Source organism: Gordonia amarae NBRC 15530, assembly GCF_000241345.1.
Lineage (GTDB): Bacteria > Actinomycetota > Actinomycetes > Mycobacteriales > Mycobacteriaceae > Gordonia > Gordonia amarae.
Genome location: NZ_BAED01000046.1, coordinates 111,830 through 132,958, shown reverse-complemented (window position 1 = coordinate 132,958; position 21,129 = coordinate 111,830). Strand labels below are relative to the sequence as shown.

The window sequence follows — 21,129 nt, the reverse complement described above, 5'->3', positions numbered from 1 at the left end:
CATGCGCGTACTTCATGTGATCGCGGAGATGGGGGTCGGCGGCGCCGAGTCGCTGGTCGCCGAGATGGCCACGCTCGGAACCGGATACGACTGGACGTCGGCGGTGGCGTCGGCCGGTGGCGTGCGGGCCGACGAACTGCGCGCCGCCGGGGTGCGGTGCTACGATGTGCCGCTGGTGTCCCGGTCGGTGGGCGGACTGCTCGCCGCCCGCCGCGCCGTCGCGGCGGCCGCCACCGACTTCGATGCGGAAGTGATTGTGGCACACAATATCTCCGCAACAATAGTGGCCCGTGCCGCGAGGCCGCGGCTGCCCGTACTGTCGGTCTTCCACGGGGTGGCCGCCACTGACTACCGGGCCGCGGCGGCGGTGCTGTCGGCGGCGCCCACCCGGGCCGTCGCGGTCGCCGATGCCATCGCCGGCCGACTGCGCGACCACGGGCTGCGCCGCGTGCCGCTGACGGTGATCCGCAATGCCGTCGCCACCCCCGAACTGCCCGGCCGGGAGCGCGCGCGCGCGACCCTCGGGCTGGACCCCGACCAGCCGGTCGCCCTGTGCCTGGCGCGCCTCGAACCGCAGAAGCGGCACGACGTGCTGCTGCGCGCCTGGGCCGCCCAGGACCCCGGGGCCGTGTTGCTGATCGCCGGTGATGGTTCGCTACGCGGCGAACTCGAAACGCGGGCAACCGGACTCGGTGACCGGGTGCGGTTCCTCGGTAACCGCGACGACGTGCCCACACTGCTCGCCGCCACCGACCTGACGGTGCTCACCAGCGACTGGGAGGGCCTGCCGATGGCCATCCTCGAATCGATGGCGGTCGGCGTTCCGCTGGTCGCGAGCGACGTCGACGGGCTGCGCGAGGTGCTCGGCAAAGGCGGCGGCACCCTCGTCGAGCCTGGCGACCACGAGGCCTTCGCGACGGCCATCGCACACGCCTTGTCGTCGGAGCGCTGGCGGGAAGAACAGTCCGCCGCCGCCCTCCGGCGTATCCGTGAGGACTACAGCCCCGCGGCGATGATGACGAGGTATGACACAGAAATTCGCGGAATGATCCGCGCGAGAGGGAGTTTGCGGTGCCGAAAATGATGAGGGGATGGGCGGCGATGCTGACGGGAGGGCTTCGGCGTGCCGGGATCGCGGTGATCGTGGGATTGATCGTGTTCGCGATCACCGCCGCGGCGATGCTGCTTCGCTCCGACGAGTACGACGCGCGAGTGAGCCTGCTGGCCTCCTCGGCGTCGAAAATCCAGAACAGCAGCACCGACTTCGGTTCGGTGGTGGCGCTCGGACTGCCCGCGGTGGTCGAGGTGGCCACCAGCCCGACCGTGCTGGAACAGGTGTCGCGGACCGTGGCGGGTTCGCCGGGCCCCGACGAACTGCGCGACGCGGTCACCGTCGGCCTCATCCCTGGATCGGGCCTCGTCCGGATCACTGTGCGCGCGGACTCGCCGAAGGTCGCGAGCTCGCTGGCCACGGCCATCGCCGACGAGGTGGCGGCCGCGGATCTACTCGACCCGGCGGCCACGCTGCGCGTCCTCGACGTGTCGGCCACCGTCACCGAGGCCTCGCCGGGCATCTCGCTGGTGGCCGGGCTCGGGCTCGTGCTGGGCGTCATCGCCGGTGCGATCGTCTTGGGACTGCTGGCCGTTTTCGTACCCGCCCCGGGGAGCCGCGCCGGGCGGGCGCTCGCCCAGGCCGGGCTGGACCGTCGGGTCGCGGTGATCACGTGGGAGCGCGGCGCACCGATCCCCGCCCCGCTGCTCGCGGCGGCCCTCGGCGCGGGCAGGCCGATCCGGCTCGTGGCCGCCGACGCGGAATCCGGTGCCGACAGTTCCGAACTGGCCGATGGGCTCCGGGAGAGCGGGGTTCCGGTCACCGAGCAACTCGCCGCCGATGACACCGGCACGGCCACTGTGGCCCTCGCCCCCGCCCGGATGTCCGCCGACGACCTGGCGCTGGTGCTGCGCGCACTGCCGGCCGACACCGATCTGCTCGCGGTCATCCTGAGGTGAACGCGCACGTGGACCGGACCGGCACCCGCACCCCGGACAGGCGGTTTCCTGTGTCCGGGTGGTCCGACCCCGCCGACGCCGTCACCGAGCGGCTGCCGGTCATCGGTTCGCGTCCCGTCACCAGGTTCGAGCGGGTCAGCCCGTACGAGGCCATCACCCAGCGGTTGCCTGTCATCGCCTTCGACGACGCGACGGTGCGCCTGCCGGTCATCAAGCGGGTCGGCGACGGCCCGGAGGACTCCACCGATCCCGACGCCGCGGCCGGGGCGGACCTCGGCGCGAAGGCCACGACCGGCGCGCTGTGGCTGGGCCTGATCAACCTGGCCAGCAAGGGCAGTCAGATCGTCGTCACCGTGGTGCTCGCCTCCCTGCTCACCGAGGGTGAGCTGGGCCTGGTCAGTGTCGCGGCCTCGCTGATCACCGTCGCGCAGGTGATCCAGATGATGGGCGTGTACGACGTGATCGCCCGCACCGCCCGCGACCCGCACGCGATGGCGCGGACCGTGGCGGCGCTGTCGGTGGGGGTGTCGCTGGCGATCGCGGTGGTGGTGATCGCCGCCGCACCGCTGCTGGCGTCTGCGCTGGGGGCGCCCGACGCCGCACCGCTGATCGTCATCACCGCGTTCAGCCTGCCGTTCTCCGCGTTCGGCGGGGTGCAGATGGCGATGATGCACCGCACCCTCGACTTCCGGCGGCGCATGCTGCCCGACGCCGGCAGCGCGCTCATCGGTGCCACGGTGACCGTGGTGCTCGCCGCGCTCGGCAACGGGGCCTACTCGCTGGCCGTCGGCATGCTGTGTACCGCTGTGCTGCAACCGATCCTCGGCACCGTCGCCGGGGTGCGGGTGGCACCGGGCTGGGACCGGGGGGCCGCGGGCGAGGCGCTGCGGTGGATCCGGGTGGTCGGTCCGGCCGCGGTGGTCTCCACCATCCTGATCAACGTCGACTATCCGTTGATCGCCCGGCTGCTCGGCCCCGACGACGTCGGCGTGTACTCGCTGGCCTACCGGGTGGCGTGGGTGCCGTACATCATGATCGCCGTGGTCCTCGGGGCGGTGGCCTTCCCGGTGTATTCGAGCCTGTTCCGCGCCGGGGACGGCGCCGCCGTTCCCGCGGTCGTCGGCCGGTTCACCTACGCGACGCTGCTGGCCGCCGGTGGGCTGTATGTGCTGATCGCCTGCATGGCACACGGGCTGGTGGTGCTGGGGATGCGCTGGGAGGAATCGGTTCCGGTGCTGCTGGCGCTCTGCGTGTACGGGGTGTCGATCAGTCTGCTGTGCTGTTGGTACGAGGTTATCCGGGCCGCCGGCCGCACCGGTCTGTACCTGATATTCGAGACGGTGCACCTGGTGCTGCTGGTGTCGATGCTGTTCGCGTTCACCGGGTTCGGCGTCGTCTACGCGGCCGTCGCGCAGATCGTGGCGGCGGCGGTGCTGCTGCCCGCGGTGCTGGTCGTGATGGCACGCGAGTCGCTGGCGCCGCCGTGGCGCACGCTCGGCCGCGCGGTGCTGGGCCTCGCCGTACCGGGAGTCGTATGTGCCGCTGTCGCAACCGCTTTCCGCTGGGCCGGGATCAACACCGGTCCGGCCGGCTGGCTCGGGGTGATCATCGAGGGCCTGGTCCTGGCGGCCACCTTCGCGGTGGTTGGGTACCTCGCCAATCGTGCGGTGTGTCAAGAGTTCCTGCAGTCCAGAAAGGGAGCCCGATGAAGGTTCTGCATGTCGCGCAACCGGTGTCCGGCGGGGTCGCGGCCGTGGTCGCAGACCTGGCCCGCGATCAGCGTGAGCGCGGCTGGGAGCCGGTGGTGGCCTGCCCGCGGGAGGGCCGATTGCGTTCGCAGATCACCGGACTCGGAGTTCCGGTGGCCGACTGGGAGGCCACCCGCGGACCCGGACCGGGCACCGCGCGCGAGGTCGCGTCGCTGCGCCGCATCATCGCCGAGCGGCGGCCCGACGTGGTGCATCTGCACGGCTCCAAGGCCGGTCTTGCCGGCAGACTCGCCGTCCGCGGCCGCATCCCCACCGTGTTTCAGCCGCATCTGTGGTCGTTCGAGTCCGACGCCTCGCTCGCCGGCAGGCTCGCGGTCGTGTGGGAACGGGCCGCCGCCCGCTGGACGGGACTGTTCCTCTGCGTGAGCGCCGACGAGGCCCGGGACGGCGCGGGCAGCGGTATCCGCGGCCGGATGGTGGTGGTGCCCAACGGTGTCGACGTCACCGGCCTGGTGCCGGTCGACATCGCACGGGCCAAGGCCGAGGCGGGATTCGGGCCCGGCCCGACGGTCGTCTGCGTCGGCAGGCTGGCCCCGCTCAAAGGCCAGGACCTGCTGCTGGACGCGTGGCCCGAGGTGACCGCCGCAGTCCCCGGCGCCAGGCTGGCGCTGGTCGGTGACGGTCCCCTCGAAGCGGAACTGCGGGCGCACACCACCGCCGCCGACGACTCGGTGCTGTGGCTCGGGCATCAGGACGCCCCGCACCGCTACCTGGCGGCCGCCGACGTGGTGGCCGTGCCCTCCCGCGCGGAGGGGATGGCGCTGGTGCCGCTGGAGGCGATGGCGATGGGCCGCAGCGTTGTCGCCTACGACGTCGGCGGTATCCGCGAAAGCCTCGGCGACACGGGCGCGGTGCTCCCGCCCGCCGACGTGCCCGCGCTGGCGCGGGCCATCATCACCCGCCTCGACGACGCGCAGCTGCGCGACGATGAAGGCACCCGGGCCCGGCAGCGGGCCGAGACCCTGTTCGACCGGCGGCGGATGGCCGCCCAGGTCGCCGAGCTGATGGAGGAGTTGGTGTCCGATGGCTAGGATCGCCTACGTTCTCACCCAGGACCGGGGCGGACCGGTGGATGTGACGACTCGGTTGGCGCACACCATCATCGGCGCCGGAGACCACGAGGTGCGGGTGTTCGCACCGCGCCCGGCCCGCGACGCCGGTCTGCTCGGCGAGCACCACGAGACCGTGGTCTTCGGCCGCAAGGGCGACCTCGGATCGGCCCGCGAACTGCGCGCCCGGATCCGGGCCTGGCACCCGGACATCGTGCACGCGCAGGACCGCCGGGCCGGGCTGGCGTTGATGGGACTCGACAGTGCCCGCAGGCACGTGCGCGGGATCCTGCACACCTATCACGGAGTGCCCGACGACGTGAGCGAACAGTGGTTCCGCAGCGCCGCCGGGGGCAGCGCGCCATCGCGCTACACGCGCGCGGTCCTGACCGGTGATGCGGTGGTGGCGCGCGGTGTCGACCTGACCGTCGCGCCGTCCGAGACGATGGCGCGGTTCCTGCGGTCCCGGCTGAAAGTGCCGCGCCACAAGTTGATTCATATCGACAACGGGGTGGCGCTTCCGGTGGCCGCGCCTGGGTCGGGACCCGTGCGCAAGCTGATCTTCGTCGGGCTGCTGGTGCCCCGCAAGGCGCTCGGCGACCTGCTCGCCGCGCTCGCGACACCCGGCGTGATGCCGGCCGACGCCACGCTCACGGTGGCCGGGGACGGTCCGCAGCGGGCCGAACTAGAGGCGCGGGCGGCCGCGGGCCCGCTCGCGGGGCGGGTGGAGTTCCTGGGTTTCCGTGAGGATGTCGCCGACCTGCTGACCGCGCACGACGCGCTGGTGCTGCCTTCGCACATGGAGCAGCAGCCCCTGGTGATCGCCGAGGCAATGGGTGCGGGAAAGCCCGTGGTCGCCACCGACACCGGCGGTGTCGCGGAGATGCTCGCGGTGCCCGGGACCTCGCCGTACCTGGCCACCCCGGGCTCGGTTCCCGAACTCGCCGAACAGCTCCGGCGGCTCTTCGCCGATGGACGGCCCGGGGAACTGGGACAGGCGTACGCGCATTACGCGCGGGGCCGGTTCGATCGTGAGGTCGTCGCCCGCAAACATCTCGGCCTGTACGCCGAACTGATCGACCGGCGCGGCCGGGCCCAGCGCGCCGATCGCCGTACCGGCTGACGGACAGGGCAGCATGGGTCAGGGCAGCACGTAGATGTCGCCCGACACCGGTGCCAGCATCGCGGGCACCTGGCCGCCCGAGGCGGTCCGGGTGCCCTTCGGCAGTGACAGCGGCCGCGGCAGGATGGTCGGGTTGACCACGGCGATACCGTGGGCGAACCGACGCGTCCACACGCCGTCGGCACGGCGGGTGGCCGGGCCGAGCGCCTGGCCGAGGTCCAGATCCTGCAGCGCGGTGCGCGTGGGCTTGCGGTAGTTGTACGAGTCGCCGCTCATCCAGCACGTCTTGCTGCCGGACAGCAGTGCGGCGCTGGCGAATCCGGTGGGATTGCTGTTGGGCAGCCGGGGCTGGGTGATCAGCAGGACGAGTGCGGAACCCCGCGCGGCGGTCTGGCTCATCTCGTTCCACTGCGAGTAGCCGAACGGCATCAGGCCCTCGGGGATGGGGTAGGACATGCCTTCCTCCATACCGCCGCCGAAGCGCGAATGCGAGGTCCACCGGCCGGGGGTGAGCCGGGCCTCGGCGATGTTGGGCACGAACAATTTTCCCGCGCCGGCCAGCCGTGATCCGGCCATCGTGACCAACCGGTCCAGACCGTCCCGGAGCTTGTGGTTGGTTTGATCGGGGGAGGTGGTGCCGCGCAACAGCTTCGGCGAATAATGGTACAGCTGGGCGAAGTCGTTGTCGGCGAGCACGCCGTCCCAGCCCTGGGTCAGCACCTCCTTGGTCACCTGTTCGGTCCAGTACCGCTGGTAGGCGACGTTCCACACGGCCATCTGCCAGTGGTGCGGGTAGGCGGCGTTCCACTCGATCCGGCTGCCGAAGGTGTCGGTGGCGAACCATTCGGGGTGCTTGCGCTGCGCGTAGGCGTAGCCGACACCGGCCGGCAGGAAGTCCGCGTCCTTGCCGCCGTCGTATGCGCCGGAGTAGCTGCGGGTGCTCGACAGATCCTTGTACACCAGCACCTTGACCGACGGGTCGAGCGCCTTGATCCGCCGCATGGTGTCCTGCTCCCACGCGTTGAGAACGATCACCGAGTTGTGGCGCACCGCGGTGGCGATCGTGGCCGGGGCGGGTGCGGAACCGATCGCGTACCAGAGTCCGCACACCGGGCCGGCGGCCTTGTTCACCTGGACGGCACGGGCACCGTCGCCGTCGGGGGTGCAACCGGCCACTACGGCGGCCGCGAGGATCAGGGCGAGCGGGACCCGCAGGATCCGCGTGAGGAGGGCCGGTTGCCCGGCCGCTGCAGCAATCATCGACCTCTCTCCCAGGAGATTGCATCCGACCTGCCCCGCTGCCCTGCCCCGCCCAATTGTTCGAGCCCGCCCAGTAGCCCGGCCCGGCGCCGCAGACCGTCCGCGGCCGCCCACATCCGCGGCATCGCGGTGCCGGAGGTACGCCGGGACCGATCGATGCACCGCCAGCGCGCCGAGTGCTCGATGGCCGGTGACAGTTCCCGGGCGTAGTCGGCGTAACGGGCACCGAGCTCACGTGACTGGGGTGCGGTGTGCGAGAACTCGCGGCACGCGTACTGCGCCGCCCGCCGGGCCAGTGCGCGGCGGGCGGTCTCGACGTCGGCGGCGGTGATCCCGGCATCCGGATCGAGTGCGGGAACCGCCTCGAAGACCTCCTGCTTGGCGGTCAGGTCCTTGAGCCATCCCGCGGCGTTCTGGGTCAGGTGCAGGTTGGACCCGTGGATCCGGTAGTAGCCCTGGTCGGGTCCGTCGATCCGGGCGACGGTGCCGCGCAGCGCGGCGCGGATCCAGAGCAGCAGGTCGGAGGAATAGCCGAAGGCCGGGTCGTAGCCGCCGATCTCGCGCAGCACCGACGTACGCATCACCACCTCCGGGTGGCGGATGATGTTGTCGCCATGCCGGTATCGCCGCAGCACCCAGTCGCGCCCGTTGCTGTAGGTGCAGCCGCGGACGTGGGTGCGCGGCTGCCGGCGGGGTTCGGTGACGAATGTCGGGCAGGTGCCGTACACGAACACCACGTCGGCCCGCTCCTCCATCACGGCGACGGCCCGGCTGATCGCGCCGGGGGCGAGCAGGTCGTCGGCGCACAGCACCTGCACGTAGGCGCCGGTGGCGAGGGCCAGGCCCGCGTTGAAGTTCTCCAGGTAGTCGATATTGTGGGGCCGGCGATGGATCCGGATCCGGCTGTCGGCCGCCGCGAGGCGTTCGGCGACGGCCAGGCTGTCGTCGGTGGACCCGTTGTCGGCGATGATCACTTCGATGTCGACGCCCGGCTGGTCAAGCGCGCCGGCGACGGCGTCGGGCAGGAACCGGCCGTAGTTGTAGCAGGGGACGATCACCGACGCCCGGGGCCGCGTCCGTAGTGGGAGAGGGTCGACGTGCTCCATGGGGCTCCTGCTGTGCTGTGGGTCATCGCCTGCGGTCGGTGGGCCGACCCACAGATTACGAGTCCGCGGTACCTGTGTTATTTTCAAGCCGACATTCTAACGGGTAAAGGGTCTACTCCGGGGGGCCGGCTCGTGCGCTGGAGGTAAGAGGATCGGATGGTTGCACCGTCGCGTCCGCATCATGTCGATTCCGGATTCTCCGCAGTATTCCGGAATCGTATCGACAGTCTTCTTGTGGCTTTCGATTGCGTCACGCTCGCCGTCATCGCGGTGTTTATCAATGGTGACGAAGGACTGACCGCACAGCTCATATCCGTCTGCGGAGTGATCCTCACTTTGGTGGCACTCGAAATGGCGGGGCTCTACCGGCCGCGCCTGACGCTGTCGGCGCTCGATGACCTGCCCCGCCTGGCGGCCTGGTCGATCATCACCTCCGGTACCGTCTTCGCGTTCTCCCGGCCCGGGGTGTCGATCGTCCGCGCCATGATCTACGCCGCTCTCGTATTCCTGGCACTGTTCATCGTTCGCGCCGCGTACTACATAGTGGTGCGCCGTCGGCGCCGCCGGTCGCCTGCGGCACGGAGGCAGACGATGGTGGTGGGCGACGGGCTGGTCTCGGTCGAGCTGATCGAGAACACGCGCGCGCTGCCCGAGCTCGGGCTGGACGTGCGGCTGGCGGTGAGCGACAACCCGATGCCCGAACTCGTGGCAACCGGCGTCCGGGTCGAACGCGGTGTCGATGACATTCGCGCCAAGGCGACCGAGCACGGAATCGACGTGGTGCTGGTGTCGTTCGCGTCCGGGCCCGATTCGGCGATGGTGGCGCCGCTGCGGGCGTGTGACGAACTCGACTGCGAGATCTACATCGTGCCGCGCCTGTACGAGTTCGTCTCGCTCAGCCCGTCGATGGACCGCATCCACACCATCCCCCTGATGCTGGTGCGCCGTGACGCCCTGCGTACCTGGTACTGGAAGATCAAGCGCGTGTTCGACGTGGTCGCGGTGTCAATCGCGCTGGCGGTGCTGGCACTGCCGATGACGCTGATCGCGTGCGCGGTGTACCTGTCGGATCCGGGTGCGCCGATACTCTTCCGGCAGAAACGCATCGGACGCGGGGGCCGGTTGTTCGACATGCTCAAGTTCCGGTCGATGCGGCCGGTGCCCGAAGGTACCTCCGACGCGCAGTGGCAGCCCACCGACCGGATCTACCCGCTGGGCCGGTTCTTGCGCAAGACCTCGATCGATGAGCTGCCTCAACTGTGGAACGTGCTCTGCGGCGACATGTCGATCGTCGGCCCGCGCCCGGAGCGGCCGCACTTCGTCGAACAATTCGCGTCGTCGGTGCCCCGGTACGGCGACCGGCACCGCGTCGAGGTCGGCCTCACCGGGTGGGCGGCCGTCCACGGCCTGCGCGGTGACACCAGCATCAACGACCGGGCCGTGTACGACAATTTCTACATCGAGAACTGGAGCGTCTGGCTCGACATCAAGATCATCGTCCGGACCGTCGGCGCGGTGTTCCGCGGAGCAGGGTCCTGATCAGCAAATGAACCACCCGGCCCCGATTCGCCTTGACGCTGCCGGCGTGCGCACACCGCCCGACGAGGTGGTGGTTGCCATCGCCGTCGACCCGCACCACCGGGGAATCGCGACGTACGGCTGGGCGGTATCGGTCGACATGGCCGAACGCTACGTGCGGTGCATTCTCGCGCATGTTCTGCCCGGCGGCACCTGCGAACGGCGTGGTCCGATGAACTGGCTGTGGCGGTCGGGGAGTGACGGGCCCGAGGACATGAGAGCCTTCGACTGCGCGCTGCACGATGTGGCCGGGGTGCGGGTCTCCGATCCCGAGTGCACCGCGCGCTTCATCGACGTCCGCATGGGCATCGTGCACCGGTCCGTCGTGCAGGCGACGCCCTGGGATGTGGACGATCTCGTGCGGGTCGCCGACGTCGCATTGCATGAGGCGATCGCCGGCGGCGGGGCGGTGGTGGTCGCGCAGCCGGGCACGGTTGAGCACTTCATCGCCCGGGGCGAGATGGCCGCGGAGGTCGCGGCAGCCGCCGACGCCGATATGTTCCCGCTGTTTCAGCCGATCGTCTCCCTGTCCGGTGCATCCCTGTCCGCCGCGGCCCCGCACGGACGGGGCCTGCACGTGACCGGGTACGAAGCGCTCCTGCGCTGGCGGCGCAACGGCGAACCGGTCGGCCCGGACGTCTTTCTCAATCTGCTCGAGTTGTCGGAACTGATCGTGCCGGTGGGCAGGTCCGTCATCGGTAGGTCGCTCGATGTGCTCGCCGGGCCGGTCACCGAAATGCTCGGCCCGGCGGCGTTCATGTCGGTGAACCTTTCGGCGGCGCAGTTGCGCGACCGGTGGCTCGTCGACTTCCTTCGGGAGTCGCTGGCCGATCGGGGGCTGGGCCCGGCACGGCTGTGGGTGGAGATCTCCGAGAACGCTGTTGTCGCCGAGGGCAGCGTCGCGGCCGAGGTCATCTGCGATCTGCACGAGGTGGGCTGCAAGATCTGCGTCGACGATCTCGGGGCCGGCGTCGGGGCGCTGGGGTATGTCCGCGACCTCCCGATCGATGTGCTCAAGGTCGACCGGGCGCTGGTCGGCCGGATGCCGACCGAACGCACCGACCGGGCGGTGGTGCGGGCGATCTGTGACCTGGCGTCGGCGTCGGGGGTGATCACGGTCGCCGAAGGCGTCGAGACGGAGCAGATGTTCAGCATGGTCGAGGAGCTGGGATTCGACATGGCTCAGGGCTACCTGTTCGGCAGGCCGGGAGAACTGGGCTGACCGCGGGTTCCGGGTGACCGGCTGCATCGCTCCGGCGGGGTACCCGCGTCAGCGAATTTGACAGCAATAAGCTACTATTCATGTTATCCAACAATCTTGATTTGTTGTGGATTGAAATCCGACAAATGTATCCTGTCGGTTGGCTGTGGTTGGGATGTTCTGGAGGGACAGTGGAGTGTCGGCTGTGCGGATCGGTGAATCTGTCGAGTGTCGTCGATCTGGGTGCGACGCCCCCGTGCGAGAGGTTCCTCCGATCAGGTGACCTCGACACGATGGAACCGACGTATCCGCTGCACCTGCGGATCTGTCACGACTGCCTGCTCCTGCAGATCCCGGCGCTGATCACGCCCGAGGACACTTTCACCGACTACGCCTACTACTCCTCGTACTCCGATTCGTGGGTCACCCATGCCCGAGCGTTCGTCGACGAGGCCGTCGGCCGGGCCGGCCTCGGTGCGGATTCGTTCGTGGTGGAGGTCGCCAGCAACGACGGATATCTTCTTCAGCACGTGGTGGCGCGGAATATCCGCTGCCTCGGAATCGAACCGTCGGTAAATGTGAGCGAAGCCGCCCGGGAAAAGGGTGTGCCGACCGAAACCGCATTCCTCGATGAAAAGTTCGCACACCAAACAACAGATAAACACGGTCCGGCTGATCTTGTTGTCGCGAACAACGTTTATGCGCATATTCCCGACCTCCTCGGATTCACCCGGTCGCTGCGGACGCTCGTCGCCGACGACGGATGGGTGAGCATCGAGGTGCATCACGCGCTGAACCTGATCACCCTCTGCCAGTTCGACACGATCTATCACGAACATTTCCAGTACTACACCGTCCACAGCGCCATCCGGGCGCTCGCGACCGGCGGTCTCACCGTCGTCGACGTCGAGTTGCTGCCGACCCACGGTGGCTCGATCAGGTTGTGGGCCAGGCCCGATGACGTCGCCGGGGCTCCCGGGCCACGCGTCGCCGAAGTCCTGGAGACCGAACGCGCCGCCGGCCTGCACACCATCGAGGGATACCTCGGCATGCAGGCCGGGGCGGACGGGATCCGTACCGAACTGCTCACCTTCCTGCTGCGTGAGCGCGCGGCCGGTCACCGGGTGGTCGGCTACGGAGCCCCGGGCAAGGGCAACACCCTGCTCAACTACTGCGGGATCCGGCCGGACCTGCTCGAGTACACCGTCGATCGCAACCCGTACAAGCACGGGCGGTTCACACCCGGAACCCGGATCCCCATCCACAGTCCCGAACGCATCGACGCCGACCGTCCCGACGTGGTCGTCGTGCTGCCGTGGAATCTGGAAACCGAGATCACCGCACAGCTCGCGCATGTCGCGGACTGGGGCGGGCGCCTGGTGTATCCCCTTCCGAGGTTGCACACGGCGGAGTTGTCCTCTGCCACATCCGAATCCGAAAGTGTGTTCACGGGAGCGCCATTGTGAAGGTTGTACTGTTCTGCGGCGGATACGGCATGCGGATGCGCAATTCACCCGTCGACGACGTGCCCAAGCCGATGCAGATGGTGGGTCCGCGGCCGCTGATCTGGCACGTGATGCGCTACTACGCGCACTACGGGCACAAGGAGTTCATCCTGTGCCTCGGCTACGGCGGCCGGCACATCAAGGACTACTTCCTGCAGTACGACGAGGCGGTGTCCAACGACTTCGTGCTGCGCAACGGCAAGGTGGAACTGCTGTCCACCGACATCAGCGACTGGTCGATCACCTTCGTCGACACCGGCCTCGAATCACCCATCGGGGAACGGTTGCGCCGTGTGGCTCCCTACCTCGAGGGCGAGGACTACTTCCTGGCCAACTACGCAGACGTGCTCACCGACGCGCCGCTCGACGTGATGATCGACGAGGTCAAGGCGTCCGGTGCGGCCGCGTCGATGATGGTGGTGCCGCCGCAATCCTCGTTCCACTGCGTCGACACCGACGACGACGGACTGGTGCGGGCGATCACCCCCGTCTCGCGGTTCCCGATCTGGGAGAACGGCGGATTCTTCGTGCTCACCCCCGAGGTGTTCGACCATCTGCCGGAGAACGGTGACCTCGTCGAGGACGCCTGCGGTGCGCTGCTGGCGCAGGGCCGGCTGTACGGCTACCGGTTCCGCGGGTTCTGGAAACCCGCCGACACCTTCAAGGAACGGGCCGAACTCGACGCCCGGTTCGCGAGCGGCGACCGGCCGTGGATGGTGTGGGAAAGCCCGGCAGAAGCCGGATGATCGGGGCCCGATGATCGAACTGGTTCCGGGTGCGCGCAGGGAGATCGCGGTCCTCGGCGCACACTGTGACGACATCGCGATCGGGATGGGCGGTACGCTGCTCACCCTGGTGCGCGCCAACCCGGGCATCCGGGTACGGGCACTGGTGCTGACCGGTGCGGGCACCGCCCGCGAGGCAGAGGAACGGGCCGCGCTCGCGGCCTTCTGCGCAGGTGCCGATCTGACGGTGACGGTGCTCGGCTTTCCCGACGGCCGTACTCCGGAACACTGGGGTGAGGTGAAAACGGCTGTGGCGCAATTCCGCCGGACCACCGAGCCCGATGTCGTGTTCGCCCCGCAGCGCCGGGACGCGCATCAGGATCACCGGCTGCTCGCCGAACTCGTACCCACCGAGTTCCGCGATCACCTCGTCCTCGGCTACGAGATCCTCAAGTGGGAGACCGACACCCCGCAGCCGCACCTGTTCTCGCCGCTCACCTCCGACATCGCCGACGCGAAGGTACGGCTGCTGCACGAGCACTATCCGTCGCAGGTGGGCCGGGACTGGTTCGACGAGGCGTCGTTTCTCGCGCTGTCCCGGCTGCGCGGGGTGCAGTGCCGCCATACCGACGCCGAGGCCTTCGTGCTGGAGAAGGCGCTGCTGGGTCTGGGTGGCCGCCGATGAGAGCATTAGCCGAGCGTTGCGAGCAGCTCCTTCCAGGTACCCGCCGCTGCGTCGCGGGGCGAAACGATCGTCACCGGATGCGGCCAGGCGATCGCCAGGTCCGGGTCGGTGAAGGCCACCGAGATGTCCTCGGCCGGGTCGTGCGGCCGGTCGATCCGGTAGCACATGTCGGCGGTCTCGGTGAGTGCCTGAAAACCGTGCAGGAACCCCGGCGGGATGTACAGATGATGAAAGTCGTTGTCGTCCAGAAGAAACGACCGATGCCGGCCGAATGTCGGCGACTCGGGACGGATGTCGACGAGCACGTCGTGGACGGCGCCGCGCGCGCACCGCACCAGCTTCGCCTCCCCGCGTCCGGCACGCCCGTGCATGCCGCGTACCACGCCGCGATGCGAGCGGGACTGCGAATCCTGCGCGAATTCGGCCGCGGCGCCCGGCCGTCCGAGGTGCTCGTCGAAGATCGCCGCGTCGAACGTCCGGGTGAACAGGCCGCGGTCGTCGTGGAACGGCTCGGGCACCATCAGGAACACGCCGGAGAAGTCAGTCGGTTCGATTCGCACGGGGATATGGTCGCATGAAAGTTTGTCGCGCATGTGGATCCGGGTCCCTCGACCTGGTTCTGGACCTCGGGGAGGTGCCGGCCGCCGACTGTTTCCCGCCGGCCGGTGACCCGATCTCGGCGGGCGAGGCCGACCACCCGCTGGCGATGGTGCTGTGCGCCGGCTGCGGGCTGGCACAGCTCGCCGACGACGACACGGTGACCGACGAACCGCGTGGGGTGGAACCGCGGGCGCTGGTGGAGCAGGCGCGTGCGGCGGTCGCCGACGCCGCAGCGTCAGGACTCCTGGGAGGCGCCACGGCGGCCGAGTTCGGCAGCCCGCACGGCGGCACCTGGCTCCCCCATCTTCAGGAGCGCGGTATTTCCACTGTGCCCCAGGATCATCCGGGCGGTGCCGACATCGTCGTCGACTCGCTCGGCATCATGCACGAACCGGATCAGGCCGCCGGGATGGCGCGGCGGGCGGCGGCCACCGCCCCCGGTGGAGTGCTGTTGCTGCACTACCTGCCGCTGGAGACGATCGTGCGGCAGGGTCAGTGGAATGCGCTGCGGCACGGTCACTTCGCCTACTACTCGCTGCCCGCGCTCACCCGGCTGCTGGCGTCGGCCGGGATGAGTCCGCTCACCGCCTGGGATTACGACCTGTACGGCGGCACGGTGGTCCTCGCGGCGGTGCATGGTGAGGCCGAACCGGATGCCGCAATCGCCCGGCTCGTCCGGCGGGATGTGGCGATGACCGACCCGCGGACCGTTCGCGGCCTGCAGCGGGCCGCCGACAGTCACCTGTCCGGCCTGCGGTCCTGGCTGGAGGGGCAACGCGCACAGGGTAACCGGGTGCTGGCCTATGGCGCGGCGTCCCGTGCGGTGGCCCTGCTCAGTCTGGCCCGCGCCGACCGCTCGATGATCGCGGCCGTGGGCGACGCGTCCCCGCTCAAGGAGGGCCGCCGGATGCCCGGCACCGACATCCCGATCGTATCCCCGGCCCGTTTTGCCGCCGCCGCGCCGGACAGCATCCTGCTGACCGTCCCGGATCTGTATCCCGAGGTGCGCGAGACGTTCCCGCAGTTCGCCGGCCGCTGGTTCGTCGACGATCCGGCCACCGGTGTGCGCCCAGCCGACGCCGAATCACCAAGGGCAGCATCATGACCGGCGTCACGGGCGGGGAGGCCGTGCTGCGGGAGGCGTTCGCGGGCAAGTCGGTGCTGCTGACCGGGCACACCGGATTCAAGGGGTCGTGGCTGTCGATCTGGCTGCACCGGCTCGGCGCTACGGTCACCGGCTACGCGCTGGAACCGCCGACCAGCCCGAACAACTACGAACTATCCGGTGTCGCAGAACTTCTCGCCGCCGACATCCGTGGCGACATCCGCGACCGTGACAAGTTCGCGGAGACTGTGCGCACCACCGAACCCGACATCGTCCTGCACCTGGCCGCGCAGACCGTGGTACTCGACAGCTACGCAGACCCGGCCGAGTCGTTCGATGTCAACGTCATGGGCACCGCGTCGGTGCTCGACGCTCTGCGGGGATACCGGAAGCCCGGCGGCGACGGAAAGCCCTGCGCGGTGGTGGTTGTCACCAGTGACAAATGCTACGCCAACGACGAGAGCGGGCGCCGGTTCGCCGAGACCGATCCGCTGGGCGGGCACGATCCGTACAGCGCCAGCAAGGCCGGCGCCGAGCTGGTCGCGGCGTCCTACCGCAGTTCCTTCTTCCCGCCGGACGACCTTGCGCGGCACGGTATCGCGCTCGCCACGGCGCGGGCCGGCAATGTCATCGGCGGCGGGGACTGGACGCCGCACGGACTCGTCCGCGACATCGTCACCGCGATCGGTGCCGGCGAACGTATCGATCTGCGCCGGCCGTCGGCGATCCGGCCGTGGCAGCACGTACTCGAACCGCTCTCCGGCTACCTCACCCTCGCCGCGCGGCTCACCGCACCCGACGCCGCCCAGTACTGCGGCGCCTGGAATTTCGGTCCGGATGCCGCCGACGACGCCACCGTCGCCGAACTGACCGAGGCGATGATCGCGCACTGGGGCCGCGGCGCCTGGCGGGACGCGAGCAACCCCGACGACCTGCCGGAGGCACAGGTGCTGCGGTTGTCCACCGAACACACCGCCGCCGGGCTGGGCTGGCGGCCGCGCTGGCGATTCGCCGAGGCGGTGGCGCGCACCGTCGACTGGTACCGGGCCCTCGACGCCGACCCGGCGTCGGCGCGGGCTGCATGCCTGACCGACCTCGACGCGTATCTCGCTGTCGCAGAAGAAGGCAGATGACGGCCGTGAGATCGTTCGCTGAATCCAACGAGCTGCAGACGCGGCTGCACCGGGCGGTGCCGGGCGGCGCGCACACCTACGCCCGCGGCGCGGACCAGTACCCCGACCACATGGCGCCGGTCCTGGTGCGCGGTGCGGGAGCCCGCGTGTGGGACGCCGACGGCAACGAGTACGTCGAGTACGGGATGGGACTGCGGTCGGTGACGCTCGGTCACGGCTACCGGCCGGTGATCGACGCCGCGGCCGCCGCGATGGCCGACGGCATGAACTTCTCCCGGCCCACCGCGCTGGAACTGGCCGCGGCGGAAGACTTCCTGGACCTTGTGCCCGGCGCCGACATGGTCAAGTTCGCCAAGAACGGCTCCGACGCCACCACCGCCGCCATCCGGCTGGCGCGGGCGGTGACCGGACGGACCGGTGTCGCCGTCTGCGATCACCCGTTCTTCTCCGTCGACGACTGGTTCATCGGCACCACCGACATGTCGGCGGGCATCCCGGACACCGCCACCGCCGATATCCACCGCTTCATCTACAACGATCTCGATTCGCTGGCAACAGTTTTCGGTGACCACCCCGATCAGGTGGGTGCGGTCATCATGGAGGCGGCCACCGCGATGGCCGAACCCGCACCCGGCTTCCTCGACGGCGTGCGCGCCCTGTGCGACCGGCACGGCGCGTTGCTGATCTTCGACGAGATGATCACCGGCTTCCGTTGGTCGGCGCACGGCGCGCAGGGCATGTACGGCGTGACACCGGACCTGTCGTGCTGGGGCAAGGCAATGGGCAACGGCTTCCCGATCTCCGCGCTCGCCGGCAAACGCGAGTACATGGAACTCGGCGGCCTGAACACCGACCACGACAGGGTGTTCCTGCTGTCGACGACGCACGGACCCGAGACCGCGTCGCTGGCAGCGTTCCGGGCCGTCGTCGAGGCCTACCGCACCACCGACCCCGTCGCCGCGATGGAGAACGCCGGACGGGCGCTGGCCGAGGGGGTGAACGCGGCCGCGGCCGAGTACGGGATCGCCGACCACCTCACGGTCGTCGGCCGGCCGTCGTGCCTGGTATTCGTCACCCGCGATCCGGCCGGGCAGCCGTCGCAGGAGTACCGGACGCTGTTCCTGCAGGAGATCGTCGGGCGGGGGGTGCTCGGACAGTCGTTCGTCACCTCCGCCGCACACACCGCCGACGACATCGCGCACACCGTCGACGCTGTCCGCGCCTCGCTGGGCGTGTACCGCGACGCGCTGTCGGCGGGCAGCGTCGCCGGCTTCCTGCGCGGACGGCCCGTCGCACCGGCGCTGCGCCGCCTGGCCGAGCCCCGACGACTGCGTTGACCCTGATGGCGGGGGAGGACCGTAGCACCCACCGTCCGCGCCCGGTGCGCGGCGTCGCGTGGCGTGACGGCGCGCCGGTGCTCGGTGCTCGGCGATTCCGAGACCGGTTCGATCAACGGACACTGGGCACCCTCATCGGGCAGTTGGGAGCGGTGCCGCTGATCGTCGTCGCGCTGTTCACCCCGGACTTCCTCATCCCCGGCGGCATGTGGGGGCTGGCCGGGCTCACCGTCTACGCGGTGGCGGTGCTGGTCGTGACCATCACCGCGGGCACCCTGACCGACAGGCAGTTCACGGTCGTCACCGGGGGCGGCATGATCGGGGTGGTGATCGCGGCGGCGCTGGTCGCCGACCCGGGCACCTCACATCTCGTGCTGCCCTTCCTGGCCGCGGGCCCGGCGTTGGCGGCGCTGCAGTCGCCGGCCCGTACCGTCGTCGGATTCGTGGTGGCCGGCTCGATTCTGGGGCTGGTATCGGTGGTGGACAGGGCCGCGACGATCCCGGGCCAGGTCATCGGCGGCGGGGCCATCGTGATCGCGATCTTTGTTCCGGCCTATTTGGTGTACTCCCTGCGGATGTCGCTGGAGGCGGCGCTGGCCCGGCAGTCGGCGCTCAGCGAGACGGATCCGCTCACCCGCGTACTGAACCGGCGCGGTCTGGTGACCCGGTGGGACCGACTGGCCGGCCGCTCACACCCGGTCCCCGGACTCGGGAGGGCCATCGGGTTCGTCGAGGCCGACATCGACTTCTTCAAGAACCTCAATGACCGGCTCGGGCACTCCGCCGGTGACACCGTTCTCATCGAGGTGGCGCAGATCCTCCAATTCGTCACCGGCGACCGGGGTTTGGTGGCCCGTACTGGCGGCGAGGAGTTCGTGATCGCCTACGCCGCGGAGTCGGCGGGCGCGTTCGCCGAATTCTGCGACGAGGTGCGGCACTGGGTGGGCACCCACACCTCGGTCACGGTGAGCATCGGAGCCGTTTACGCACCCCTGCCGGCCGACTGGCCACGGGCGCAGCACCGTCCGGCGCAGGCGGTGATCGACGAACTGCTCAGGATCGCCGACCAGGAGATGTACGCGGCCAAGCGCAACGGGCGTAACCAGGTGTCGCTCACCTGGTCGGACGTCCTGACCGGACCCGCCCCCGAGCAGCGGCCCGGCCGGTCGGTGTGACCTCCCAGTAGTCAGGACCTCCCAGTGGTCAGGACTTCTCAGTAGTAGTACGGGAACGTGTCCCAGTCGGGGCTGCGCTTCTCCAGGAACGCGTCGCGGCCCTCGACGGCCTCGTCGGTCATGTACGCCAGACGAGTGGCTTCACCGGCGAACACCTGTTGGCCCATCAGTCCGTCGTCGGTGAGGTTGAACGCGAACTTGAGCATCCGCTGTGCCGTCGGTGACTTGCCGTTGATGGTGCGCGCCCACTCGATCGCCGTGTTCTCCAGCTCGGCGTGGTCGACGACGCGGTTGACCGCACCCATCTTGTGCATGGTCTCGGCGTCGTAGGCCTCGCCGAGGAAGAAGATCTCCCGGGCGAACTTCTGGCCCACCTGCTTGGCCAGGTACGCGCTGCCGTAGCCGGCGTCGAAGGAGCCCACGTCGGCGTCGGTCTGCTTGAACCGGGCGTGTTCGCGCGAGGCCAGCGTCAGGTCGGCCACCACGTGCAGCGAATGCCCGCCGCCGGCGGCCCAGCCGTTGACCACCGCGATCACCACCTTGGGCATGGTGCGGATCAGTCGCTGCACCTCCAGGATGTGCAGCCGGCCGCCTTCGGCCTTCACCCGCGCCTCGTCGACCCCTTCGGCGCCAGCCCCGGTCACATCGGTGTCGTGGCTGGTGGCGTACTGGTAGCCGGAGCGGCCGCGGATGCGCTGGTCGCCGCCGCTGCAGAAGGCCCAGCCGCCGTCCTTGGGGCTCGGGCCGTTGCCGGTGAGCAGCACCGTGCCCACGTCGGGGGAGCGGCGCGCGTGATCGAGGGTGCGGTACAGCTCGTCGACGGTGTGCGGCCGGAACGCGTTGCGCACCTCCGGCCGGTCGAAGGCAATGCGCACGATGCCGTTGGCCCGGCCCTCGCCGGTGTGCCGGTGGTAGGTGATGTCGGTGAGGTCATCGAATCCGGGGACGGTGGCCCACTGGGCGGGATCGAAGGGGGTGCTCATGGTCATCAACCCTAGTGGTGTGCCCGGTAAGCCCGGACCGGTTGGTGGGAGGTTCGATGCGTGGGGGTGAACACGTTCTACTACGGTGAGGGGATGAACGAGGCCGACTTCATCGCGACCACCGAGGACGAGCGGGCCGCCGCCTCCACCGCGACCGCTTCCGACGACAATTCGCACCGGGGCGGCTTCCGGCCCATCGACCCGGCCGTCGGAGACCGGGGTGGCCCGCGCTATGGCGAGTTCATCGAGCAGGTGCGGCTGTTCATGGACAACGTGCGGCTGGCCTGCCCCACCCCCGAGATGGGCGACGACCTCATCGACACCCTCAAGGACCTCAACGCCAAGCTGGCCTCGGTGCAGATCGACGAGTGGCACACCCCGGCGGGCACCCGCATCGACCTGCCGGCCCGCGGCAACATCACCCTCCCGCCGTTCACCGTCGACAACGTCGACAAGGATGCGGGTGCGGTGGATATGACGGTCACCTTCACCAACTATCATCTCGGCGGCAACAACGCCGCCCACGGCGGGCAGGTCGCCGTCGCCTTCGACGACATCGGCGGTTACGCCTCGGCGGTGGCCACCAACGGCATCTGCCGCACCGGCTACCTCAAGGTCGACTACCGCTCGGTCACCCCGCTGAACACCCCGCTCAAGGTGCGCGCCTGGGCCGACCGCGTCGATGGCCGCAAGGCGTTCATCAAGGGCACCATGCACGACGGCGATCGCCTGTGCGCCGAACTCGACGGCCTGTTCATCCGCCTCAATCCCGGCCAGCCCTAACG

Annotated in this window: 19 protein-coding genes; 15 read left to right on the top strand and 4 right to left on the bottom strand. The window is 69.7% G+C overall.

Going from position 1 to position 21,129, the window contains the following annotated elements; genetic code table 11:
- Position 1: 1 nt before the first annotated feature.
- The 5 genes from GOAMR_RS12895 to GOAMR_RS12875 are packed head-to-tail and all read left to right on the top strand — an operon-like array spanning position 2 to position 5,951.
- Complete coding sequence (locus GOAMR_RS12895; protein ID WP_005188217.1) at positions 2–1,084, top strand: glycosyltransferase family 4 protein; 1,083 nt, start codon at positions 2–4, stop codon at positions 1,082–1,084.
- The gene (locus GOAMR_RS12890; RefSeq protein ID WP_138943712.1) at positions 1,072–2,010 is read left to right on the top strand and encodes a YveK family protein; all 939 of its coding nucleotides are present in this window, start codon (positions 1,072–1,074) and stop codon (positions 2,008–2,010) included. The genes GOAMR_RS12895 and GOAMR_RS12890 overlap by 13 nt, the downstream gene beginning before the upstream one ends.
- 50 nt (positions 2,011–2,060) lie before the next feature.
- The gene (locus GOAMR_RS12885) at positions 2,061–3,719 is read left to right on the top strand and encodes an oligosaccharide flippase family protein (RefSeq protein WP_244427403.1); all 1,659 of its coding nucleotides are present in this window, start codon (positions 2,061–2,063) and stop codon (positions 3,717–3,719) included.
- Entirely contained in the window at positions 3,716–4,810 is a 1,095-nt protein-coding gene (locus GOAMR_RS12880) for a glycosyltransferase (protein WP_005188205.1), read from the top strand. Before GOAMR_RS12885 ends, GOAMR_RS12880 begins: the two co-directional genes overlap by 4 nt.
- Positions 4,803–5,951: a glycosyltransferase family 4 protein gene (locus tag GOAMR_RS12875; RefSeq protein WP_005188204.1), complete on the top strand. Its 1,149-nt coding sequence runs from the start codon at positions 4,803–4,805 to the stop codon at positions 5,949–5,951. The genes GOAMR_RS12880 and GOAMR_RS12875 overlap by 8 nt, the downstream gene beginning before the upstream one ends.
- 18 nt (positions 5,952–5,969) lie before the next feature.
- On the opposite strand, the gene GOAMR_RS12870 is transcribed toward GOAMR_RS12875, so the two are convergent.
- Both GOAMR_RS12870 and GOAMR_RS12865 read right to left on the bottom strand, forming a co-directional pair.
- On the bottom strand, positions 5,970–7,211 hold the full coding sequence (locus tag GOAMR_RS12870; RefSeq protein ID WP_005188202.1) for a putative glycoside hydrolase family 15 protein: 1,242 nt from the start codon (positions 7,209–7,211) through the stop codon (positions 5,970–5,972).
- Positions 7,208–8,317, bottom strand: a complete 1,110-nt coding sequence (locus GOAMR_RS12865) for a glycosyltransferase family 2 protein (RefSeq protein WP_005188200.1) — start codon at positions 8,315–8,317, stop codon at positions 7,208–7,210. Before GOAMR_RS12865 ends, GOAMR_RS12870 begins: the two co-directional genes overlap by 4 nt.
- Before the next feature lie 156 nt (positions 8,318–8,473).
- On the opposite strand from GOAMR_RS12865, the gene GOAMR_RS12860 reads away from it, so the two are divergent.
- The 5 genes from GOAMR_RS12860 to GOAMR_RS12840 all read left to right on the top strand — a co-directional run bounded on the left by GOAMR_RS12860 (position 8,474) and on the right by GOAMR_RS12840 (position 14,011).
- Positions 8,474–9,856 carry an exopolysaccharide biosynthesis polyprenyl glycosylphosphotransferase gene (locus GOAMR_RS12860; RefSeq protein WP_005188198.1) on the top strand — a complete coding sequence of 461 codons (1,383 nt, stop codon included), beginning with the start codon at positions 8,474–8,476 and terminating at the stop codon, positions 9,854–9,856.
- Positions 9,857–9,902: 46 nt separating this feature from the next.
- Positions 9,903–11,117: an EAL domain-containing protein gene (locus GOAMR_RS12855; RefSeq protein ID WP_170319154.1), complete on the top strand. Its 1,215-nt coding sequence runs from the start codon at positions 9,903–9,905 to the stop codon at positions 11,115–11,117.
- 170 nt (positions 11,118–11,287) lie between these two features.
- Positions 11,288–12,562: a class I SAM-dependent methyltransferase gene (locus tag GOAMR_RS12850; RefSeq protein WP_050942708.1), complete on the top strand. Its 1,275-nt coding sequence runs from the start codon at positions 11,288–11,290 to the stop codon at positions 12,560–12,562.
- Entirely contained in the window at positions 12,559–13,347 is a 789-nt protein-coding gene (locus GOAMR_RS12845) for a glycosyltransferase family protein (RefSeq protein WP_005188193.1), read from the top strand. Before GOAMR_RS12850 ends, GOAMR_RS12845 begins: the two co-directional genes overlap by 4 nt.
- Before the next feature lie 10 nt (positions 13,348–13,357).
- Positions 13,358–14,011: a PIG-L deacetylase family protein gene (locus GOAMR_RS12840; RefSeq protein WP_005188190.1), complete on the top strand. Its 654-nt coding sequence runs from the start codon at positions 13,358–13,360 to the stop codon at positions 14,009–14,011.
- 5 nt (positions 14,012–14,016) lie between these two features.
- Here the strand turns inward: GOAMR_RS12840 and GOAMR_RS12835 are convergent, their stop codons facing one another.
- Positions 14,017–14,571 (bottom strand): dTDP-4-dehydrorhamnose 3,5-epimerase family protein, encoded by a 555-nt coding sequence (locus GOAMR_RS12835; RefSeq protein WP_040515162.1) that lies wholly within the window; start codon positions 14,569–14,571, stop codon positions 14,017–14,019.
- Positions 14,572–14,585: 14 nt separating this feature from the next.
- Between GOAMR_RS12835 and GOAMR_RS12830 the strand changes: the two genes are divergently transcribed.
- From GOAMR_RS12830 to GOAMR_RS12815, 4 genes are read left to right on the top strand one after another with little or no spacing between them, the layout of a single operon-like run.
- On the top strand, positions 14,586–15,716 hold the full coding sequence (locus GOAMR_RS12830; protein ID WP_040515161.1) for a class I SAM-dependent methyltransferase: 1,131 nt from the start codon (positions 14,586–14,588) through the stop codon (positions 15,714–15,716).
- Complete coding sequence (gene rfbG / locus GOAMR_RS12825; RefSeq protein WP_005188180.1) at positions 15,713–16,849, top strand: CDP-glucose 4,6-dehydratase; 1,137 nt, start codon at positions 15,713–15,715, stop codon at positions 16,847–16,849. Before GOAMR_RS12830 ends, rfbG begins: the two co-directional genes overlap by 4 nt.
- A complete protein-coding gene (locus GOAMR_RS12820) occupies positions 16,846–18,186 on the top strand; it encodes a glutamate-1-semialdehyde 2,1-aminomutase (protein WP_005188177.1) in 1,341 nt (446 codons plus the stop codon). Before rfbG ends, GOAMR_RS12820 begins: the two co-directional genes overlap by 4 nt.
- Positions 18,187–18,191: 5 nt before the next feature.
- Positions 18,192–19,361 carry a GGDEF domain-containing protein gene (locus tag GOAMR_RS12815; RefSeq protein ID WP_005188174.1) on the top strand — a complete coding sequence of 390 codons (1,170 nt, stop codon included), beginning with the start codon at positions 18,192–18,194 and terminating at the stop codon, positions 19,359–19,361.
- Between the two features lie 38 nt (positions 19,362–19,399).
- On the opposite strand, the gene GOAMR_RS12810 is transcribed toward GOAMR_RS12815, so the two are convergent.
- Positions 19,400–20,350: a 1,4-dihydroxy-2-naphthoyl-CoA synthase gene (locus GOAMR_RS12810; protein ID WP_040515159.1), complete on the bottom strand. Its 951-nt coding sequence runs from the start codon at positions 20,348–20,350 to the stop codon at positions 19,400–19,402.
- A 54-nt stretch (positions 20,351–20,404) separates the two neighbouring features.
- On the opposite strand from GOAMR_RS12810, the gene GOAMR_RS12805 reads away from it, so the two are divergent.
- Positions 20,405–21,127 (top strand): PaaI family thioesterase, encoded by a 723-nt coding sequence (locus GOAMR_RS12805; RefSeq protein ID WP_005188163.1) that lies wholly within the window; start codon positions 20,405–20,407, stop codon positions 21,125–21,127.
- Positions 21,128–21,129 lie beyond the last annotated feature (2 nt).